General features: G+C 63.4%; 12 protein-coding genes and 1 pseudogene. 5 read left to right on the plus strand and 8 right to left on the minus strand.

Annotation, left to right across the window (positions count from 1 at the left end; all coding sequences use genetic code 11):
• Nucleotides 1–316: 316 nt before the first annotated feature.
• Nucleotides 317–1,231 carry a GGDEF domain-containing protein gene (locus QK296_RS28335; RefSeq protein WP_034134484.1) on the plus strand — a complete coding sequence of 305 codons (915 nt, stop codon included), beginning with the start codon at nucleotides 317–319 and terminating at the stop codon, nucleotides 1,229–1,231.
• A gap of 1 nt (nucleotide 1,232) precedes the next feature.
• Complete coding sequence (locus QK296_RS28340) at nucleotides 1,233–2,270, plus strand: AraC family transcriptional regulator (RefSeq protein WP_282392248.1); 1,038 nt, start codon at nucleotides 1,233–1,235, stop codon at nucleotides 2,268–2,270.
• Here the strand turns inward: QK296_RS28340 and QK296_RS28345 are convergent.
• The 5 genes from QK296_RS28345 to QK296_RS28365 all read right to left on the minus strand — a co-directional run bounded on the left by QK296_RS28345 (nucleotide 2,257) and on the right by QK296_RS28365 (nucleotide 7,534).
• Nucleotides 2,257–3,138, minus strand: coding sequence for a LysR family transcriptional regulator (locus tag QK296_RS28345; RefSeq protein WP_003191903.1), 882 nt, complete (start codon nucleotides 3,136–3,138; stop codon nucleotides 2,257–2,259). The genes QK296_RS28340 and QK296_RS28345 overlap by 14 nt on opposite strands.
• 196 nt (nucleotides 3,139–3,334) lie before the next feature.
• On the minus strand, nucleotides 3,335–3,952 hold the full coding sequence (gene ycaC / locus QK296_RS28350) for an isochorismate family cysteine hydrolase YcaC (RefSeq protein ID WP_003191905.1): 618 nt from the start codon (nucleotides 3,950–3,952) through the stop codon (nucleotides 3,335–3,337).
• A 30-nt stretch (nucleotides 3,953–3,982) separates the two neighbouring features.
• Nucleotides 3,983–5,821: an amidohydrolase gene (locus QK296_RS28355; protein ID WP_034134486.1), complete on the minus strand. Its 1,839-nt coding sequence runs from the start codon at nucleotides 5,819–5,821 to the stop codon at nucleotides 3,983–3,985.
• Nucleotides 5,818–6,408 carry an antibiotic biosynthesis monooxygenase gene (locus QK296_RS28360; RefSeq protein ID WP_282392251.1) on the minus strand — a complete coding sequence of 197 codons (591 nt, stop codon included), beginning with the start codon at nucleotides 6,406–6,408 and terminating at the stop codon, nucleotides 5,818–5,820. Before QK296_RS28360 ends, QK296_RS28355 begins: the two co-directional genes overlap by 4 nt.
• 217 nt (nucleotides 6,409–6,625) lie before the next feature.
• On the minus strand, nucleotides 6,626–7,534 hold the full coding sequence (locus QK296_RS28365; RefSeq protein ID WP_003191909.1) for a LysR family transcriptional regulator: 909 nt from the start codon (nucleotides 7,532–7,534) through the stop codon (nucleotides 6,626–6,628).
• Between the two features lie 205 nt (nucleotides 7,535–7,739).
• Here QK296_RS28365 and QK296_RS28370 point away from each other — a divergent pair, with 205 nt between their 5' ends.
• Both QK296_RS28370 and QK296_RS28375 read left to right on the plus strand, forming a co-directional pair.
• Nucleotides 7,740–8,138: an AraC family transcriptional regulator gene (locus QK296_RS28370; protein ID WP_003191911.1), complete on the plus strand. Its 399-nt coding sequence runs from the start codon at nucleotides 7,740–7,742 to the stop codon at nucleotides 8,136–8,138.
• A gap of 58 nt (nucleotides 8,139–8,196) precedes the next feature.
• Nucleotides 8,197–10,959 (plus strand): winged helix-turn-helix domain-containing protein, encoded by a 2,763-nt coding sequence (locus QK296_RS28375; RefSeq protein ID WP_282392254.1) that lies wholly within the window; start codon nucleotides 8,197–8,199, stop codon nucleotides 10,957–10,959.
• On the opposite strand, the gene QK296_RS28380 is transcribed toward QK296_RS28375, so the two are convergent.
• Together QK296_RS28380 and QK296_RS28385 are read right to left on the minus strand one after the other, a co-directional pair.
• Entirely contained in the window at nucleotides 10,906–12,354 is a 1,449-nt protein-coding gene (locus QK296_RS28380; protein WP_282392256.1) for a winged helix-turn-helix domain-containing protein, read from the minus strand. The two genes, QK296_RS28375 and QK296_RS28380, sit on opposite strands and share 54 nt — an antisense overlap.
• A gap of 150 nt (nucleotides 12,355–12,504) precedes the next feature.
• Nucleotides 12,505–13,455 (minus strand): GlxA family transcriptional regulator, encoded by a 951-nt coding sequence (locus QK296_RS28385; protein WP_282392258.1) that lies wholly within the window; start codon nucleotides 13,453–13,455, stop codon nucleotides 12,505–12,507.
• Nucleotides 13,456–13,636: 181 nt separating this feature from the next.
• On the opposite strand from QK296_RS28385, the gene QK296_RS28390 reads away from it, so the two are divergent.
• Nucleotides 13,637–14,359 carry a pirin family protein gene (locus tag QK296_RS28390; RefSeq protein WP_094775548.1) on the plus strand — a complete coding sequence of 241 codons (723 nt, stop codon included), beginning with the start codon at nucleotides 13,637–13,639 and terminating at the stop codon, nucleotides 14,357–14,359.
• Nucleotides 14,360–14,480: 121 nt separating this feature from the next.
• On the opposite strand, the pseudogene QK296_RS28395 reads toward QK296_RS28390, so the two are convergent.
• Nucleotides 14,481–14,745, minus strand: a pseudogene (locus QK296_RS28395) (hypothetical protein); the annotation flags it as partial.

Consider the following 14,745-nt stretch of genomic DNA (forward strand, 5'->3'; position numbering starts at 1 on the left):
TTGACTGCCAGGCCGCCTTCGCGAGCAAGCCCGCTCCCACAGTTGGATGGTGGGGGGTCAGGTGGATAGGTGTCGGCTGAGAGGCCGTCATCGCAGGCAAGCCAGCTCCCACAGTTTGATTGCGGGGTGTCAGGTAGATATGGGGCGGCTGTGAGGACGTCATCGCAGGCAAGCCAGCTCCCACATGGGGTCCATGTTCAGCATGAAAAATGCACCGAGGGCATGAGCTGATTCGACCCTCCCACCCCGTCATCCAACCGTCACATCAATCTGCTGTGCTGGCGCCCATCGCTTATTTGCCCAAGGACCCGTGGCCATGTTTTCCGTGCTCAAACCCCACCGCTGGAAACTCGCGTTGCTACTGATCGCCGCCAACCTCGGACTGATCCTGCACCTGGCCTGCGGCGAGCTCAAAAGCGTCAGCGAATGGGTGTGGCTGGATATCATCGGCGAAGGCGGTTCGGCGCTGCTCGCGCTGATCTGGCTGGGCCTGGTGTTGAAAAGCCGCCCCGCCGGACGGGTCACCCAATACCTGGCGCTGGGGCTGTCGTGCATCTTTTTTTCCTGGTGGATCGACAGCCTCGACGAATTCATCCGCCTGCCTGACAGCATCTCCTGGGATCACTGGCTGGAGTCAGGGCCAATGCCGGTGGGCATGATCCTGCTGACGATCGGTATCTACCACTGGCACCACGAACAACTGGCGATCAGCGCACAGATGGAAAAACGCGAGCGGTTGTTTCGCGAGCATCGGCTATTCGACAAACTCACCCCCCTGGCCGGTGCCGACTACCTCAAGCGCCAACTCGCCGACAGCCTGCGCGACAGCCAAGAGCAGCAACAACCGCTGTCGCTGCTGGCCCTGGACCTGGACAACTTCGCCGCCATCAACCAGGCCTACGGGCATGCCGAGGGTGATGCGGTGCTACAGGCGGTCAGCCATGTGCTGTTGCTCAACCTGCGCCGCCAGGACCTGTTGTGCCGCCTGGCAGGCGATCGTTTTGTGGTGCTGCTGCCCAACACCGGCGAGCGCCAGGCCCAGGGCCTGGCGCAGGAGTTGCAACACGCGGTGCAGAGCCTCGCCCACAAGACCCGGCAACAGGGCGAACGCCTGCAACTGGCGGCGACCACGGCGGTGGTGATGGCCTTGCAAGAGTCACCCCACGAGTTGCTAAAGCGGCTGAATATGGGCCTGGCCCGCGCCAAACACCCTCTTGCGAAAAGCGCCTGAAATGGCTGTGAAAACCAGTTGGTATGAAAACGACAGCCGCTTCATCCCCGGTCATTATCAACCCGCCACGTTGATCGACCTGGGCTTGTCCCGGGACATCGACAGCCATCGTTTGCTGCGCGGCACCGGCCTGTTCCACGAAGACATCCTGGCCGGCAACGCGCGGTTGAGCCCGCAGCAGTTCTTGGGCTTGATCGGCAACAGCCGCAAACTGCTGGATGCCGATGACAGCAGTTTCCTGTTTGGCCAACGCCTGCTGCCCGGCTACTACGGCGCCGCCAGTCATGCGCTGGGGCATGCACACAACCTTCATCAGGCGCTGGAGATCCTGATCCAGCAACAAGTGCTGCTCAGCCCGCTGGCCACGCTGCAAGTGGAGCTGGATGAGCACCACGCTTACCTGTATTGGTTGGACAGTTGCGGCGCCGGCGAACACTGGCGCTTTCTGCTCGAAGCCAGCATGACCTCGCTGGTTGCCATGAGCCAATGGCTCAGCGGCCAGCGCTTGCCGTGGGTGTGCAGTTTCAGCCATGCCGAACCCCGGTACGTCGAGCAATACTGGGTGCATCTGGGCGAACACACACGCTTCGAACGTCCGCTGGACATGATGTGCCTCCCCCGTGAACACCTCACCCACAACTGGCCCGGTGCTTCGGCCACCGCGGGCCAGGTCGCACGCCAGCAAGCCCTTGAACAAATCGAGCAACTGGGCTTTGCCACAAGCTTTCTGGACTGCCTCTACGGCTACCTGCGCGAACACGTGCGCCAGCCACCGAGCCTAGAACAAGCCGCGCACACCTTCGCCATGAGCCCGGCCACGCTAAAGCGCAAGTTGCAACGGCACGACACGGGTTTTCAGCAACAGGTCGACCGGGTGCGCAAGCACGTGGCGTTGCACCTGTACCAGGCCAAGGGGCTGAGTAACGAGGAAGTGGCCGCGTACCTGAACTTCAACGATGCGGCGAATTTTCGGCGCTCGTTCAAGCGGTGGACGGGCAGTACGCCCAACCTGATCCGCCAACTGTTCAGCAGCCGCTAGCCAGGCGTTCGCGCAGGAACTCCACCAGCGCTTGCACCGGGCGTGAACTCTGGCGGTGCTGCGGGTACACCGCCGACAGGGTCAAGGCCTCTGGGGCGAAGTCTTCCAATACCTTGACCAAGCGACCGTCCTTCAAGGCCTCGCTGACAATGAACGTCGGTAGATAGGTAACGCCCAAACCGGCAATCGCGGTATCGCGCAGCAGGTCACCGTTATTGACGCGCATGCGTCCGCTGACGCTCAAGGCTTGCAACTTGCCTTTGAAGCGCCATTGCACCTGGCGGCCGTGGCCGTAGGGCAGGCAGTCGTGCGTGGTTAAATCCTCGGGTTTCAATGGCGTACCCCGTAGCGCCAGATAGTCGGGGCTGGCGCAATACACCCGCTCGATAGCGGCGATCCGCCGGGCGATCAGGGTGGAGTCTTCCAGGGTGCCGATGCGCAGCACCAGGTCGTAGCCTTCGCCGATCAAGTCCACCGGCCTGTCGCTCAGGTCGACTTCAACGCAGACCTGTGGATGCTGACGCAAAAACAACGGCAGCAGGCAACCCAGGTGCGCCATGGCGAACGACAAGGGAGCACTGAGGCGAATGGTGCCGCGCGGCTCGCTGTTCTGGCCGGCGATGCCCTGCTCCACCTGCTCCACCTCACCGAGCAGGCGCAAGGCCGACTCGTAGTAACTCTGGCCCAGCGGCGTGACGTCCAGGCGCCGTGTGGAGCGGTTGAGCAGGCGCACGCCCAGGCGGTCTTCCAGTTGGATCAGGCGGCGGCTGACGAATTGCTTGGACAAGCCCAATTGCTCGGCGGCGGCGGTAAAACTGCCGGACTCCATGACCTGGCAGAACAGGCGCATGTCTTCGAAAGGGTTCATTGTCGCTTCTCAGGGGACGATGGGCTGTTTTATAGCCTGTCAGTGATCACACCACAAACCAAATGTGAACCCAATCAAATGTGGGAGCTGGCTTGCCTGCGATGGCGGTGTATCAGCCAGCAATGCTGTTGACTGGTATACCGCCATCGCAGGCAAGCCAGCTCCCACAGGGTCTTGCGGTGTTTTACAGAGCAGGTTACTTGGCAGCGAACGCCGAGTAGCTGTTCATCAGGTTGCGGTAGTTGGGAATGCGCGGCGAGAGCAGGTTGGCCAGGCCTTCCATGTCGTTGCGCCAGTCCACTTGCAGCTCGCAGGCCACGGAGAACCAGTTGACCAGTTGCGCACCGGCGGCGGTCATGCGTGCCCAGGCGGCTTGTTGCACGGTTTCGTTGAAGGTGCCAGAAGCGTCGGTGACCACGAAAACCTCAAAGCCTTCGTCAAGGGCACACAGGGTCGGGAATGCCACGCACACATCGGTCACTACACCGGCAATGATGATCTGCTTGCGGCCGGTCGCCTTGACGGCCTTGACGAAGTCTTCGTTGTCCCATGCGTTGATCTGGCCAGGGCGCGGGATGTATGGCGCGTCGGGGAACAGTTCTTTGAGCTCAGGCACCAGCGGGCCGTTGGGGCCGCTTTCAAAGCTGGTGGTCAGGATGGTCGGCAGGTTGAAGAACTTCGCCACGTCGGCCAGGGCCAGCACGTTGTTCTTGAACTCGTTGGGGGAAAAATCCTGCACCAGGGAGATCAGGCCGGTCTGGTGATCAACCAACAGCACAACAGCATCATCTTTGTTCAAGCGCTTGTAAGTCATGGGTAACTCCTTTGGGGATGGGGGTGTTCTTCAAAAGGCAAAGCAGGAGCAGCCGAACGCACCCCAGAAACCCTGGAAGTCGCTGACCGGCACGCTGGAAAGGCGCGCTTTTTCATGGCTGTGGGCATGCACGCCGCAAGGTCCGCTGCACTGGTGAACCTGGGCCTGCATCGGCGACGTCGGGCGCCAGTGCCCTGGCACCTTGACCACTGGCGACCAGTCGGGCAGCACCGGTACCCGTGGCGGTGCGAAATCTTCGAAGTCGCCAGCGCCGTACACGACCTTGCCGCCGACCACTGTCAGTACCGACTCGATCCACTTGATGGCTTCTTCTTCGACACTGAAAAAGTCCGCCGACAACGCGGCGACATCCGCCAGTTGACCGACCTTGATCTGGCCTTTCTTGCCTTGCTCGGACGAGAACCAGGCGCTGCCGTGGGTGAACAGTTCCAACGCGGTAAGGCGCGGCAAGCCCTCGGCGTGCAGCTCCAGGCCACCGACGGTGCGGCCGCTGACCATCCAGTACAGCGAGGTCCAAGGGTTGTAGCTCGACACGCGGGTGGCATCGGTGCCCGCCCCTACCGGCACGCCTTCGGCCAGCATGCGCTTGATCGGCGGCGTGGCTTCGGCAGCCTTGGCGCCGTAGCGCTCGACAAAGTATTCGCCCTGGAACGCCATGCGATCCTGGATCGCAATACCGCCACCGAGGGCACGCACGCGTTCGATGTTTTTCGGCGTGATAGTTTCGGCGTGGTCGAAGAACCACGGCAAGCCATTGAACGGGATGTCGCGGTTGACCTTCTCGAACACGTCGAGCATGCGCGAGATGGACTCGTCGTAAGTGGCGTGCAGACGGAACGGCCAGCGCTGTTCCACCAGGTGGCGCACCACCGGTTCCAGCTCCTGCTCCATGGTCAGCGGCAGGTCCGGGCGGGGCTCGAGGAAGTCTTCGAAATCCGCGGCCGAGAACACCAGCATCTCGCCGGCCCCGTTATGGCGCAGGTAGTCATCGCCCTGGTGCAGGGTGACGCTGCCGGTCCAGTTCTTGAAGTCGCTGAGTTCTTCCTTGGGCTTCTGAGTGAACAGGTTGTAGGCGATGCGCACCGTCAACTGTTGATCCTTGGCCAGTTGCTCGATCACCGCGTAGTCATCGGGGTAGTTCTGGAAACCGCCGCCGGCATCGATGGCGCTGGTCAGGCCCAGGCGATTGAGTTCACGCATGAACTGGCGGGTGGAGTTGACCTGGTATTCCAGGGGCAGTTTCGGGCCCTTGGCCAAGGTCGAATACAAAATCATCGCGTTGGGCCGCGCCACCAGCATGCCGGTGGGGTTGCCGTTGCTGTCGCGCACGATCTCACCGCCCGGCGGGTTCGGCGTATCCTTGGTGTAGCCCGCCACCCGCAGTGCGGCGCGGTTGAGCAAGGCGCGGTCGTACAGGTGCAGTACGAACACCGGGGTGTCCGGGGCGGCCTGGTTGAGTTCTTCCAGGGTAGGCATGCGCTTTTCAGCGAACTGGAATTCGTTCCAGCCGCCCACCACGCGCACCCATTGCGGCGTGGGCGTGCGGTCGGCCTGGTCCTTGAGCATGCGCAAGGCATCGGCCAGGGACGGCACGCCTTCCCAACGCAGTTCAAGGTTGTAGTTCAACCCGCCACGAATCAGGTGCAAGTGCGAGTCGTTGAGGCCGGGAATCACGGTGCGGCCCTTGAGGTCGATAACCTGGGTGCCGCTGCCGCGCAGGGCCATGGCTTCGCCGTCGGTCCCCACGGCGACAAAGCGCCCTTGGTGGATGGCCACGGCGGTGGCGCGTGGGTTTTCGCGGTCCACGGTGTGGAACTGGCCATTGAACAGAATCAGATCGGCGTTCATAGGGTTTCCTTTACAGAGGCTTCAAGCCAGGGAGCGAACAGGCGGGTGGCCGCCGGCATCAGCAGGTACACCACCAGCAACACGATGGTCAGGGTGACCAGGAAGGTGGAGACCACGTAATTGGACAAAAACGGGTGCAACCGCAGGATCGGCCCCCAGATAAACGGCAGCAGCAAGGTTTGCGGCAGGATCACAAACAGGCTGACCACCGCCTGCTTCCAGCGCGGCGGCTTGGCACCGCCCTCGGCCTGGGGCGCGAACCAGAATTCATTGACCGCGCCGATTTCCGTCTGGTCGCCGTCCGCCAGCATCGGCGCGGCTTCGTCGATCAGCGCCTGGCGTTGCGGGGAGCCGAGCCACCGCTCAAGGGCGCTGGTGGAGCTATAGCGCAGCACGCAAGTGAACAGCGCCATGCCGTTTTGCTGGCTGCGCACCACGTCAACACCCAGGTGCCCAGGGCGTTCGCCCGCGATGCGCACGATGCGGCGCAACCAGGCTTCGTACTCGACTTCAAAGCCGGGTTTGACCCGGTGCTTGACGACCAGGGTGACGACTTCGTCGGGGCTGGTGTTGGTGGTTGAATCCATGGCTGAGTGCTTCCCCGGAGTATTGAGCGATGGGGAGAGTCTGGCCGTTGAGCGGTGGGGAGAATTGGATGTATGTGCTGTTTGGCTTGTTGCAGGAGCGAGGGGGACGTCTAGTTCTTGCTCGCGAAGAACCTCAACGATAACGCGGGCTTACTGGTTCAACGTGGCGCCCTCAGTTTTTTCGCGAGCAAGCTCGCTCCTACAATTACCGGCAAAGCTACGTCGCCCGGGCCATGTGTTCCGCAATCCTGCCCCTCAGCCATCGCTCCGCCGGGTCGTTGTCATGCACCCCGCTCCACACCATCGACAGCTCCGCCGCATCAATCGCAAACGGCGGGTCCTCGGCGCGCAGGCGTGTGCCTTCGGTCAACGCGCACGCGGCGTAATCGGGCACGGTGGCGATAATCTGCGTCCCCGCTAGCAACGCGCGTAACCCGCTGAATTGCGGCACGGCCAGTACCACGCGACGCGAGCGGCCGATGCGGGCCAGGTCCAGGTCGATATTGCCGCTCAGGTCGCCGGAGAACGACACCATTGCGTGGGGCCTGGCGCAGTAATCATCCAGGGTCAGCGGCGCCTCGCCGTCATCGCCGCGCAGGACCTTGCAGGGGATATCCCGCAGCTTCTTGCGCTTGGCATTGGCCGGCAGGTCGGTGGTGTAGCTGACCCCCACGGAAATTTCACCGCTGGCCAGCAGCGAAGGCATCAACAGGTAATTGGCGCGGCGCACCACCACGATGATGCCCGGCGCTTCTTCGCGCAGGCGGCTGAGTAAGGACGGAAACAGCCCGAACTCCGCATCATCGGACAGGCCGATACGAAACACTGCGCAGCTGGTGGAGGGGTCGAAATCCTTGGCGCGGCTGACGGCGCCCGAGATGGTGTCCATGGCCGGTTGCAGCTCCTTGAGTATCGCCAGTGCACGCGCCGTGGGTTCCATGGCACGGCCGTTACGCAGCAGCAACGGGTCGTCGAACAAATCGCGCAAACGGCCCAATGCGGCGCTCACTGCCGGTTGGCCGATAAACAGTTTTTCGGCGACTCGGGTCAGGTTTTTCTCGAACATCAAGGCTTCGAAAATCACCAGCAGGTTCATATCGACGCGGCGCAGATCGTTGCGGTTCATGGGCGCTATCCAAACGTTTTCCAGGGGGCCAGGGAAGCATGCACTGCACGCCCGGGATTGCATAGCTGTGCTGTCTTTTCCAGCGCCGCACCTGGCGAAATTAACAACGATTAACTCGTCAGCCAGGCGGTCCGGCAACAAGATTAAGGGCGTCTACACTGCACCCATCCACCGGGAACGTTCCCATCGACTGCGGATATTTGTCATGGCCCGACTCGAGCAATATGCCCCCCGGTTGCCCGCCACCGGTGGCCTGTGCCCCCGGCGTGAGCGCATCGCCAAGCAACTGATCCTCGCCAACCTCGGCGAAAGCCTGGCGATCGCCGACCTGGCCCAGGCCTGCGCCTTGTCGCGCAGCCATTTTTCCCGCGCCTTCAAGTGCACCACCGGCCTGTCGCCCCAGGAATGGATTCGCCAGCAACGCATCCAGCGGGCCAAGGAACTGATTACCGGCTCGTCCCTGAGCCTCACGCAGATCAGCCTCGAATGTGGCTTTTGCGACCAGGCGCACTTCTGCCATATGTTCACCCGCAGCGAAGGCGTCAACCCGATGACCTGGCGAAACCACCACTCGCGCAGCAAACCTGATGTGATCGCTGCCTAGTGGTCTGCGCGTACCTGGAATATGCTGGCCGCTCTCCTCATCCAGAACCTGGGCAGCCATGAATGACTTGAGCGACCAGGCCGTGCATTTCGGCCCGTACCGCATCCACCCGCGCCAGCGCCTGGTGCTGGAGGCCGGTCGCCCGCTGCGCCTGGGGCGGCGGGCGGTGGACATTCTGCTGATCCTGTTGGAGCACGCCGGCAATGTGGTGAGCAAGCAGGAGCTGATCGCACGGGTCTGGCCCAAAAGTGTGGTGGAAGACGGCAACCTGCGGGTGCACATGGCTGCGTTGCGCAAAGCACTGGGGGACGGCCAGGCCGGGCAGCGCTATATCGTCACGGTCGCCCAGCGCGGCTACAGTTTTGTTGCGCCACTGAGCATTGAACCCATGACGCTGCCCACCGACGGCGCGCCCCAACGCCCCAGCCATAACCTGCCCTTGCGCCGCACACGCATGATCGGTCGCCAAGCGCTGATCGACGCTCTGGTGCAACAACTGCCGCAGCAACGCTTCATCACCCTGACCGGCGCCGGTGGCATCGGCAAGACCACCGTCGCCCTGCGCGTCGCGGAATTGCTGATCGGGCATTACCGCGACGGTATTCACCTGCTGGACCTGGCGCCGCTCAGTGCCGCGTCCATGATCCTGCCCAACCTGGCCGCCCTGCTCGGCCTGACACCGGGCGAGAATGCGTCCCTGGCCAGCCTCGCCCGCAGCCTGCAGGCACGCCAGATGCTGCTGGTGATCGACAACTGCGAGCACCTGCTCGACGACATCGCCCTGATCAGTGAAACCCTGCTGCGCCATGCACCGCACCTGCACATCCTCACCACCAGCCGCGAAGCCCTGCGCGCCGAAGGTGAATATGTGCAGCGCCTTGAACCGCTGGCCTGCCCGCCCGCCACCGGCAACCGCGCCCAGGCCCTGGGTTACCCGGCCATGCAATTGCTGATCGAGCGCGCCATGTCCCACCAGGAGAGCTTTGCCCTCAGCGACGCTGAACTGCCCCTGGCGATTGATATCTGCCAGCGCCTGGACGGCATTCCCCTGGCGATCGAACTGGTGGCCGCGCAAATTGAACGGTTTGGCTTGCCGGGCCTGCTGGTGCAGATGGAAGACAACTTTCGCCTGCTGACCCGCGGCCGACGCAGTGCCCTGCCCCGCCAGCAGACCCTGCGCGCCACGCTCGACTGGAGCTTTGACCTGCTCACGGCGTGCGAGCAAATCTGCCTGCGCCGCCTGGCGGTCTTCCGTGGCGGCTTCAGCCTGGTCAGCGCAGCGGCGGTGATCGCCGGGGAGCAAGTGGCCCCCGCCGAAGTGCTGGGCTCCATCACGCAACTGGTGGCCAAGTCGTTGTTGAATGTGGAGGCCAGCGATGACGAAATGGTCTATCGCCTGCTGGACATCACCCGCACCTACGCCCTGGAAAAGCTCAGCCAGGCCTGCGAACTGCATGCCACACGAGAGCGCCACGCTGCACGCTGCCTGGCGCTGATGGAACAGGCCCAGGGCGACTGGGACCTGATCGCCACACAGCCGTGGATCGACCGTTATGCACCGCTGCGCGAAGACGTGCGTGCCGCCCTCGACTGGGGCTTTGCTGACGACGGTGCGCAGCTGCTGGCTATCCGCCTGACGGTCAGCGCGATGCCACTGTGGCAAGAGTTGTCGTTGCTGCGTGAGCACGGCGGCTATGTGGACCAGGCGCTGGCGCTGATTGGCCAGGTTACCGCGCCCTGCGCGCAATTGACCCTGCAGCTGCAATTGGCCCTGGGCAGCCTCTCCTACCACGCCATAGGCGCCGCACCTCGGACCATTGCGGCATTCGAGGGTGCCGCACGCCTGGCCGAGACAACCCAGGACCTTGGCGGCCAGTTGCGTGCGGTCTCCGGGTTGATGGCGGTGAACCTGTGTGCCGGGCGCTACGGCCCAGCGCAGGAGCTGAGCGTGCAGTTCGAACGGCTCGACCCACACACCGAGCCGTTGCTGGGCCTTAGCGCGCAGCGGCTGCGTGCGCTGGGCCAGCATTACACCGGCAACCAGCCGCTCGCCCGGCACCACGCCGAGCAGGTGTTGCAGCGCATGTCCCAAAGCGGTCACGTGAACCGCTTTGCCCTCGGGGTTGGCGTGCAATACGACCAGGGTGTCGCCTCCTTGACCGTGCTGGCGCGGATCCTGTGGTTGCAGGGCTTTCCCGAGCGCGCCTGGCGCACCGCCAGCCAGGCACTGGAGTTGGCCCTGCAGATCAACCACGGCACCTCGATCTGCTACACCCTGGCCCTGGCTGGGGTGGTGATCGCCCGCTACAACGGCGCCGAAGACGACGCCCAAGCCCTGCAACGGCTGCTGCTGGAGCAGTCGCACCAGCATTCTGTGCAGTTGTTCCAGACCTGGGCCGGGCATTACGCCGGTATTCTTGGCCACCCGGATTGGCAAGGCCTGGGCCTGATCCAGGACACCTTGATTACCTTCGGTACCCATGCGGTGGATGCGCCCACCCTGGAGCGCGCGCGCAGTGGTGCGGCGGGCTGGTGCGCCCCGGAGATTGTGCGGGTGTACGCCTTGCAGCTAGAGGATGAGCACGCCGCCGAAGCACTGCTGCTGGAAGCGCTAGGCCTGGCGCACCAGCAAGGTGCCCTGGCCTGGGAGCTGCGCTGCGGCGAATCCCTGGCGCAATTATGGCAACAGCAGGGGCGCATTCAGCTCGCCAGGGATTTGCTCGGTTCAATCCATGCACGCTTCAGCGAAGGCTTCGACACCCAGGATCTACTGCGCGTGCGCTGCCTGCTCGACGAGTTGCAGGACAAACGGCCGGCCTGAGAACGCGCCCAGGCAAGGCGCGTAGCCTTGCTGCAAACGCTCGACCTGACGCGGGTCGCGCAGTTGTCCCAAAGCGTAGCTGCGCACACAGTTGAGCAGCCGATAGCGCGCTGGGCCCAGGCCGGGCTCGACGCTCAGCAACGAGACGTTGACCAGGCGTGCCAGCAGGTAAGACAGGTCGGCATGTTCAAGCTCGGTACCGGCCACCATGTCACTCAGGCCAGGTAAGGTGACCGCCACCTTGAACAGGCTCAATTGCAGAAACAGCCAGCACTCCGGCAGGCTCAGGCGCTCGTAGCTCCAATCCAGGGCCTCGGTGAGTGAGCGATGACGCTCCACCGCCGTGCGCCGACCTCGGGCCAGCACTTGCAAGCCCGTGCGCACTTGCATTTGCACACCGCCGATGCCCAACGCATCCACCTGGGCGGCCGCCAATTCCAGGGCCAGCGGCAGGCCGTCCAGGCGCCGACACAGGTCGCGCAGCGGCGCCAAATCCTGGGGCCGCAAATTAAACCCCTGCTGATTGGCACGCGCGCGCGCCACGAACAGTTGCACCGCAGGACAGGCCATCGCCTGTTCGACATTGGCCGACGGCGACGGCACCGCCAGCCGAGGCACGCGCAGCACCCACTCGCCAGGGGCCAGCAAGGCTTCGCGGCTGGTGATCAGCACGCTGATGCCAGGCGCCGTCGCGCGCAGCGCACGCAGCAGCTGTCGGCACGCGCCCAGCAGCAGGTCGGCGCCGTCGAGTATCAGCAGCAACTGGCGCGAGGCCAGGCGCCGGCCCAGTTCGTTGAAACTATCGGGCGTCGAATGCAACTGCAGTACCCTGGCGAGGCTGCCGAGCAGTTCTCTCGGCGCTTGCACAACGGCCATGTCGAGCCACCACACCCCGTCGCGATAACGCGGCAATGCCCGCTCGGCCAGGGCTAGGGCCAGTGTGCTCTTGCCAATGCCGGCCACGCCGGTGAGGGTCAACAACCGCTGCACGGCCAAACGCCGCGCCAGCACGCCCACCAGTTCATCGCGCCCCCACACCGGGCTCAGCCGCGCCGCCAAGTTGTGCTGAGGCAGCAGCGTCGGCAGCGCGTCCTGCGCAGGCGCAGCGAAGCAGTAACCGCGCTGGGGGTGATTGAGGATCCAGCGTTGGCCGTCCAGGGCGCGACGCAATGCGGCAATGTGCACGCGCAGGTTGCTCTCTTCGACGACGCTGTTGGGCCACACCCGCTCGATCAAGGTCGCCTTGCTGATGAAATGCCCGGGCGCTTCGAGCAGTACCGCAAGAATATCCAAGGCTCGCCCGCCCAGCGGTACCGGCCAGCCGGCCTTACTGACCAGGCGCTGCTGCCGATGAAAGGTGTAGGGGCCAAAGCTCACCGCCGTAGCATTTTGCATGTCCGTCACAGCGCTGAAACACCCGTGCTTGAGTGCCTGCGCATCCTTTTTCCATGGGCTCGACGCTATCTTGCCAGTTGGCGATGACAGGACAATGCTGGCACGGGGAGCGATACGGACAATCGGGTGCCTGAGACGGACATGCTGTCGTTAACTGAACTGTTGTCGGTATTGGGTAGGGTTCAAACCGAGCTTTTCGCTGAACAGAAAGCGCATATGCCGCACGCTGCCAAAGCCTGCGTGGAAGGCCACGGTCTTGAGCGGCAGGTCGGTGGTTTCCAGCAAGTGCCGGGCCCGGTCGATACGCGCGCCTTGCAGGAACGCCATGGGCGTCATCTGCACGTCCTTGGCGAACAGCCGCGCAAAGTGGCGCGCGCTCATGCCGGCCAGCTCGGCCATGGACTCGATGGTAAAGGGTTGATCCAGATGCGCCAGCACGTGGTTCTGCACGCGGGTGATCGGAGTTTCCTGAGGCGCCACGGCGGCAGTCATCGGGCTGAACTGGGCCTGGCCGCCCTGGCGTTTCATCACCACCAGCAGCACCTTGGCCACGTCCACCGCCACTTGCTTGCCGTGGTCCTGGGCGACGACCGACAGGGCCAGGTCGATACCCGCAGTGACGCCGCCAGAGGTGATCAGGCGCCCGTCCTGCAAATAGATGCGGTCGGTCTCGACAATGGCGTTGGGAAACGCCTTGATCAACCGCTCGGTGTAGTGCCAATGGGTGGTCACGCGGTGCCCGTCGAGCAAGCCTGCGTGGCCGAGCACAAAAGCGCCGGTGCAGATCGAGCCAAAACGCCGAGCCCGTGGCGCCGCGACTCTCAGCCAGGGCAACAGCGCGGGGTGGCATTCGTTATAGGCGCCGGGGCCGCCGGGCACCAGCAGCAGGTCATAGGCCGCCTGGGCCTGTTCCAACAGCAGATCGATCTGCACGCTCACGCCGTTGGACGCCCGCAACGGGCCGGGCTCGGTGCCGATGGTCAGGATCTGGTAGTGATCGGCCGCCGGCAAGTAGCGGTTAGCAATCGAAAACACTTCCAGCGGCCCGGCCATGTCGAGCAGCAGGAAGTCCGGGAACAGCGCCATGGCCACGGTTTTCATAAGCGGGGAATGTCCATCGTGAAGGAGTGCGGCGGGCATTATGGCACGACTTTAACTGTCAACCTGAGAGCGACAGTTATTCTATTTTCATCTTCTTAATCAATCACTCGCTAACCATTAACCTTCTTCTCAACGCAAGCGCCCTGCATCTCGCAGCCCGCGCTCACTTGAGGACTGGACCATGCTGACCCTTCGCAAAGCTTCCGAACGCGGCGCCGCCAATCACGGTTGGTTGAAGTCGTTCCACACCTTCTCTTTTGCCAACTACTGGAACCCCAAGGAGCAGGGTTTTTCCGACCTGCTGGTGATCAACGATGACCGCGTCGCCGCAGGCAAAGGCTTCGGCCAGCACCCGCACCGCGACATGGAAATTTTCTCCTACGTGCTCGAAGGCGCGCTGGAGCACAAGGACACCCTGGGCACCGGCTCAGTGATCCGCCCCGGCGATGTGCAACTGATGAGCGCCGGCAGCGGCGTGGCCCACAGCGAGTTCAACCATAGCCAGCGGCATGGCGTGCACTTCCTGCAAATCTGGATCGTGCCCAACGAAGCCGGCGCCAAACCGCGCTATCAGCAAGAGCATTTCACTGAAGCGCAAAAACGTGGGCGCTTGCAGTTGATCATCTCGCCGGAGGGCGCCAACGGTTCGCTGAAAGTGCGCCAGGACGCACGGGTGTACGCCGGCCTGTTTGACGCTGACGAAAGTACCCGCCTGGAACTGGCGCCGGATCGCTACGCCTACGTCCATGTGGCGCGCGGCAGCGTGGAACTCAACGGCCAGCGCTTACAGGAAGGCGACGGTGTACGCGTACGGGACGAACGCCAGATCCGCCTGAGCCATGGCGAAGACGCCGAAGTGCTGGTGTTTGACCTGCGCCCCAACGAACTGCCGCAAATGCCATGACGGCCGCAGTGATGGTCCCGCCAGCGGGACCATCGTTGGCATCGATAGTCACCATCAGCGCAATGAAGTTCTCTTAAAAAATGCAACGCGTAACATCAAACCCATGCCAAACGGCACCCAACTAAAACACTCGGAGCACACCATCATGAAACGCCAATTCTTGCTTAGCCTCGCTTTCTCGGTACTCGCTGCAAACGCTTTTGCCCACCCGGTTGTCGCTGAAGGCGGCGCGGATCGCCTGATAGAAACCCGCGTTGCCGAAGGTGGCGCGGATCGCCTGCAAGAACGCGGTCTGGCTGAAGGCGGTGCGGATCGCCTGCAAGAACGTGGCCTGGCTGAAGGCGGTGCGGATCGCCTGCAAGAACGTGGCCTGGCTGAAGGCGGTG

It is taken from the genome of Pseudomonas sp. AL10, assembly GCF_029960685.1.
In the GTDB taxonomy this organism is placed as follows: Bacteria; Pseudomonadota; Gammaproteobacteria; order Pseudomonadales; family Pseudomonadaceae; genus Aquipseudomonas; species Aquipseudomonas lactis.

Bases quoted from the DNA above. Each gene is read 5' to 3' on its own strand.
- QK296_RS28335 (WP_034134484.1), top strand. From the start codon at position 317: ATGTTTTCCGTGCTCAAACCCCACCGCTGGAAACTCGCGTTGCTACTG.
- QK296_RS28340 (WP_282392248.1), top strand. From the start codon at position 1,233: ATGGCTGTGAAAACCAGTTGGTATGAAAACGACAGCCGCTTCATCCCC.
- QK296_RS28345 (WP_003191903.1), bottom strand. From the start codon at position 3,138: ATGAACCCTTTCGAAGACATGCGCCTGTTCTGCCAGGTCATGGAGTCC.
- ycaC (WP_003191905.1), bottom strand. From the start codon at position 3,952: ATGACTTACAAGCGCTTGAACAAAGATGATGCTGTTGTGCTGTTGGTT.
- QK296_RS28355 (WP_034134486.1), bottom strand. From the start codon at position 5,821: ATGAACGCCGATCTGATTCTGTTCAATGGCCAGTTCCACACCGTGGAC.
- QK296_RS28360 (WP_282392251.1), bottom strand. From the start codon at position 6,408: ATGGATTCAACCACCAACACCAGCCCCGACGAAGTCGTCACCCTGGTC.
- QK296_RS28365 (WP_003191909.1), bottom strand. From the start codon at position 7,534: ATGAACCGCAACGATCTGCGCCGCGTCGATATGAACCTGCTGGTGATT.
- QK296_RS28370 (WP_003191911.1), top strand. From the start codon at position 7,740: ATGGCCCGACTCGAGCAATATGCCCCCCGGTTGCCCGCCACCGGTGGC.
- QK296_RS28375 (WP_282392254.1), top strand. From the start codon at position 8,197: ATGAATGACTTGAGCGACCAGGCCGTGCATTTCGGCCCGTACCGCATC.
- QK296_RS28380 (WP_282392256.1), bottom strand. From the start codon at position 12,354: ATGCAAAATGCTACGGCGGTGAGCTTTGGCCCCTACACCTTTCATCGG.
- QK296_RS28385 (WP_282392258.1), bottom strand. From the start codon at position 13,455: ATGAAAACCGTGGCCATGGCGCTGTTCCCGGACTTCCTGCTGCTCGAC.
- QK296_RS28390 (WP_094775548.1), top strand. From the start codon at position 13,637: ATGCTGACCCTTCGCAAAGCTTCCGAACGCGGCGCCGCCAATCACGGT.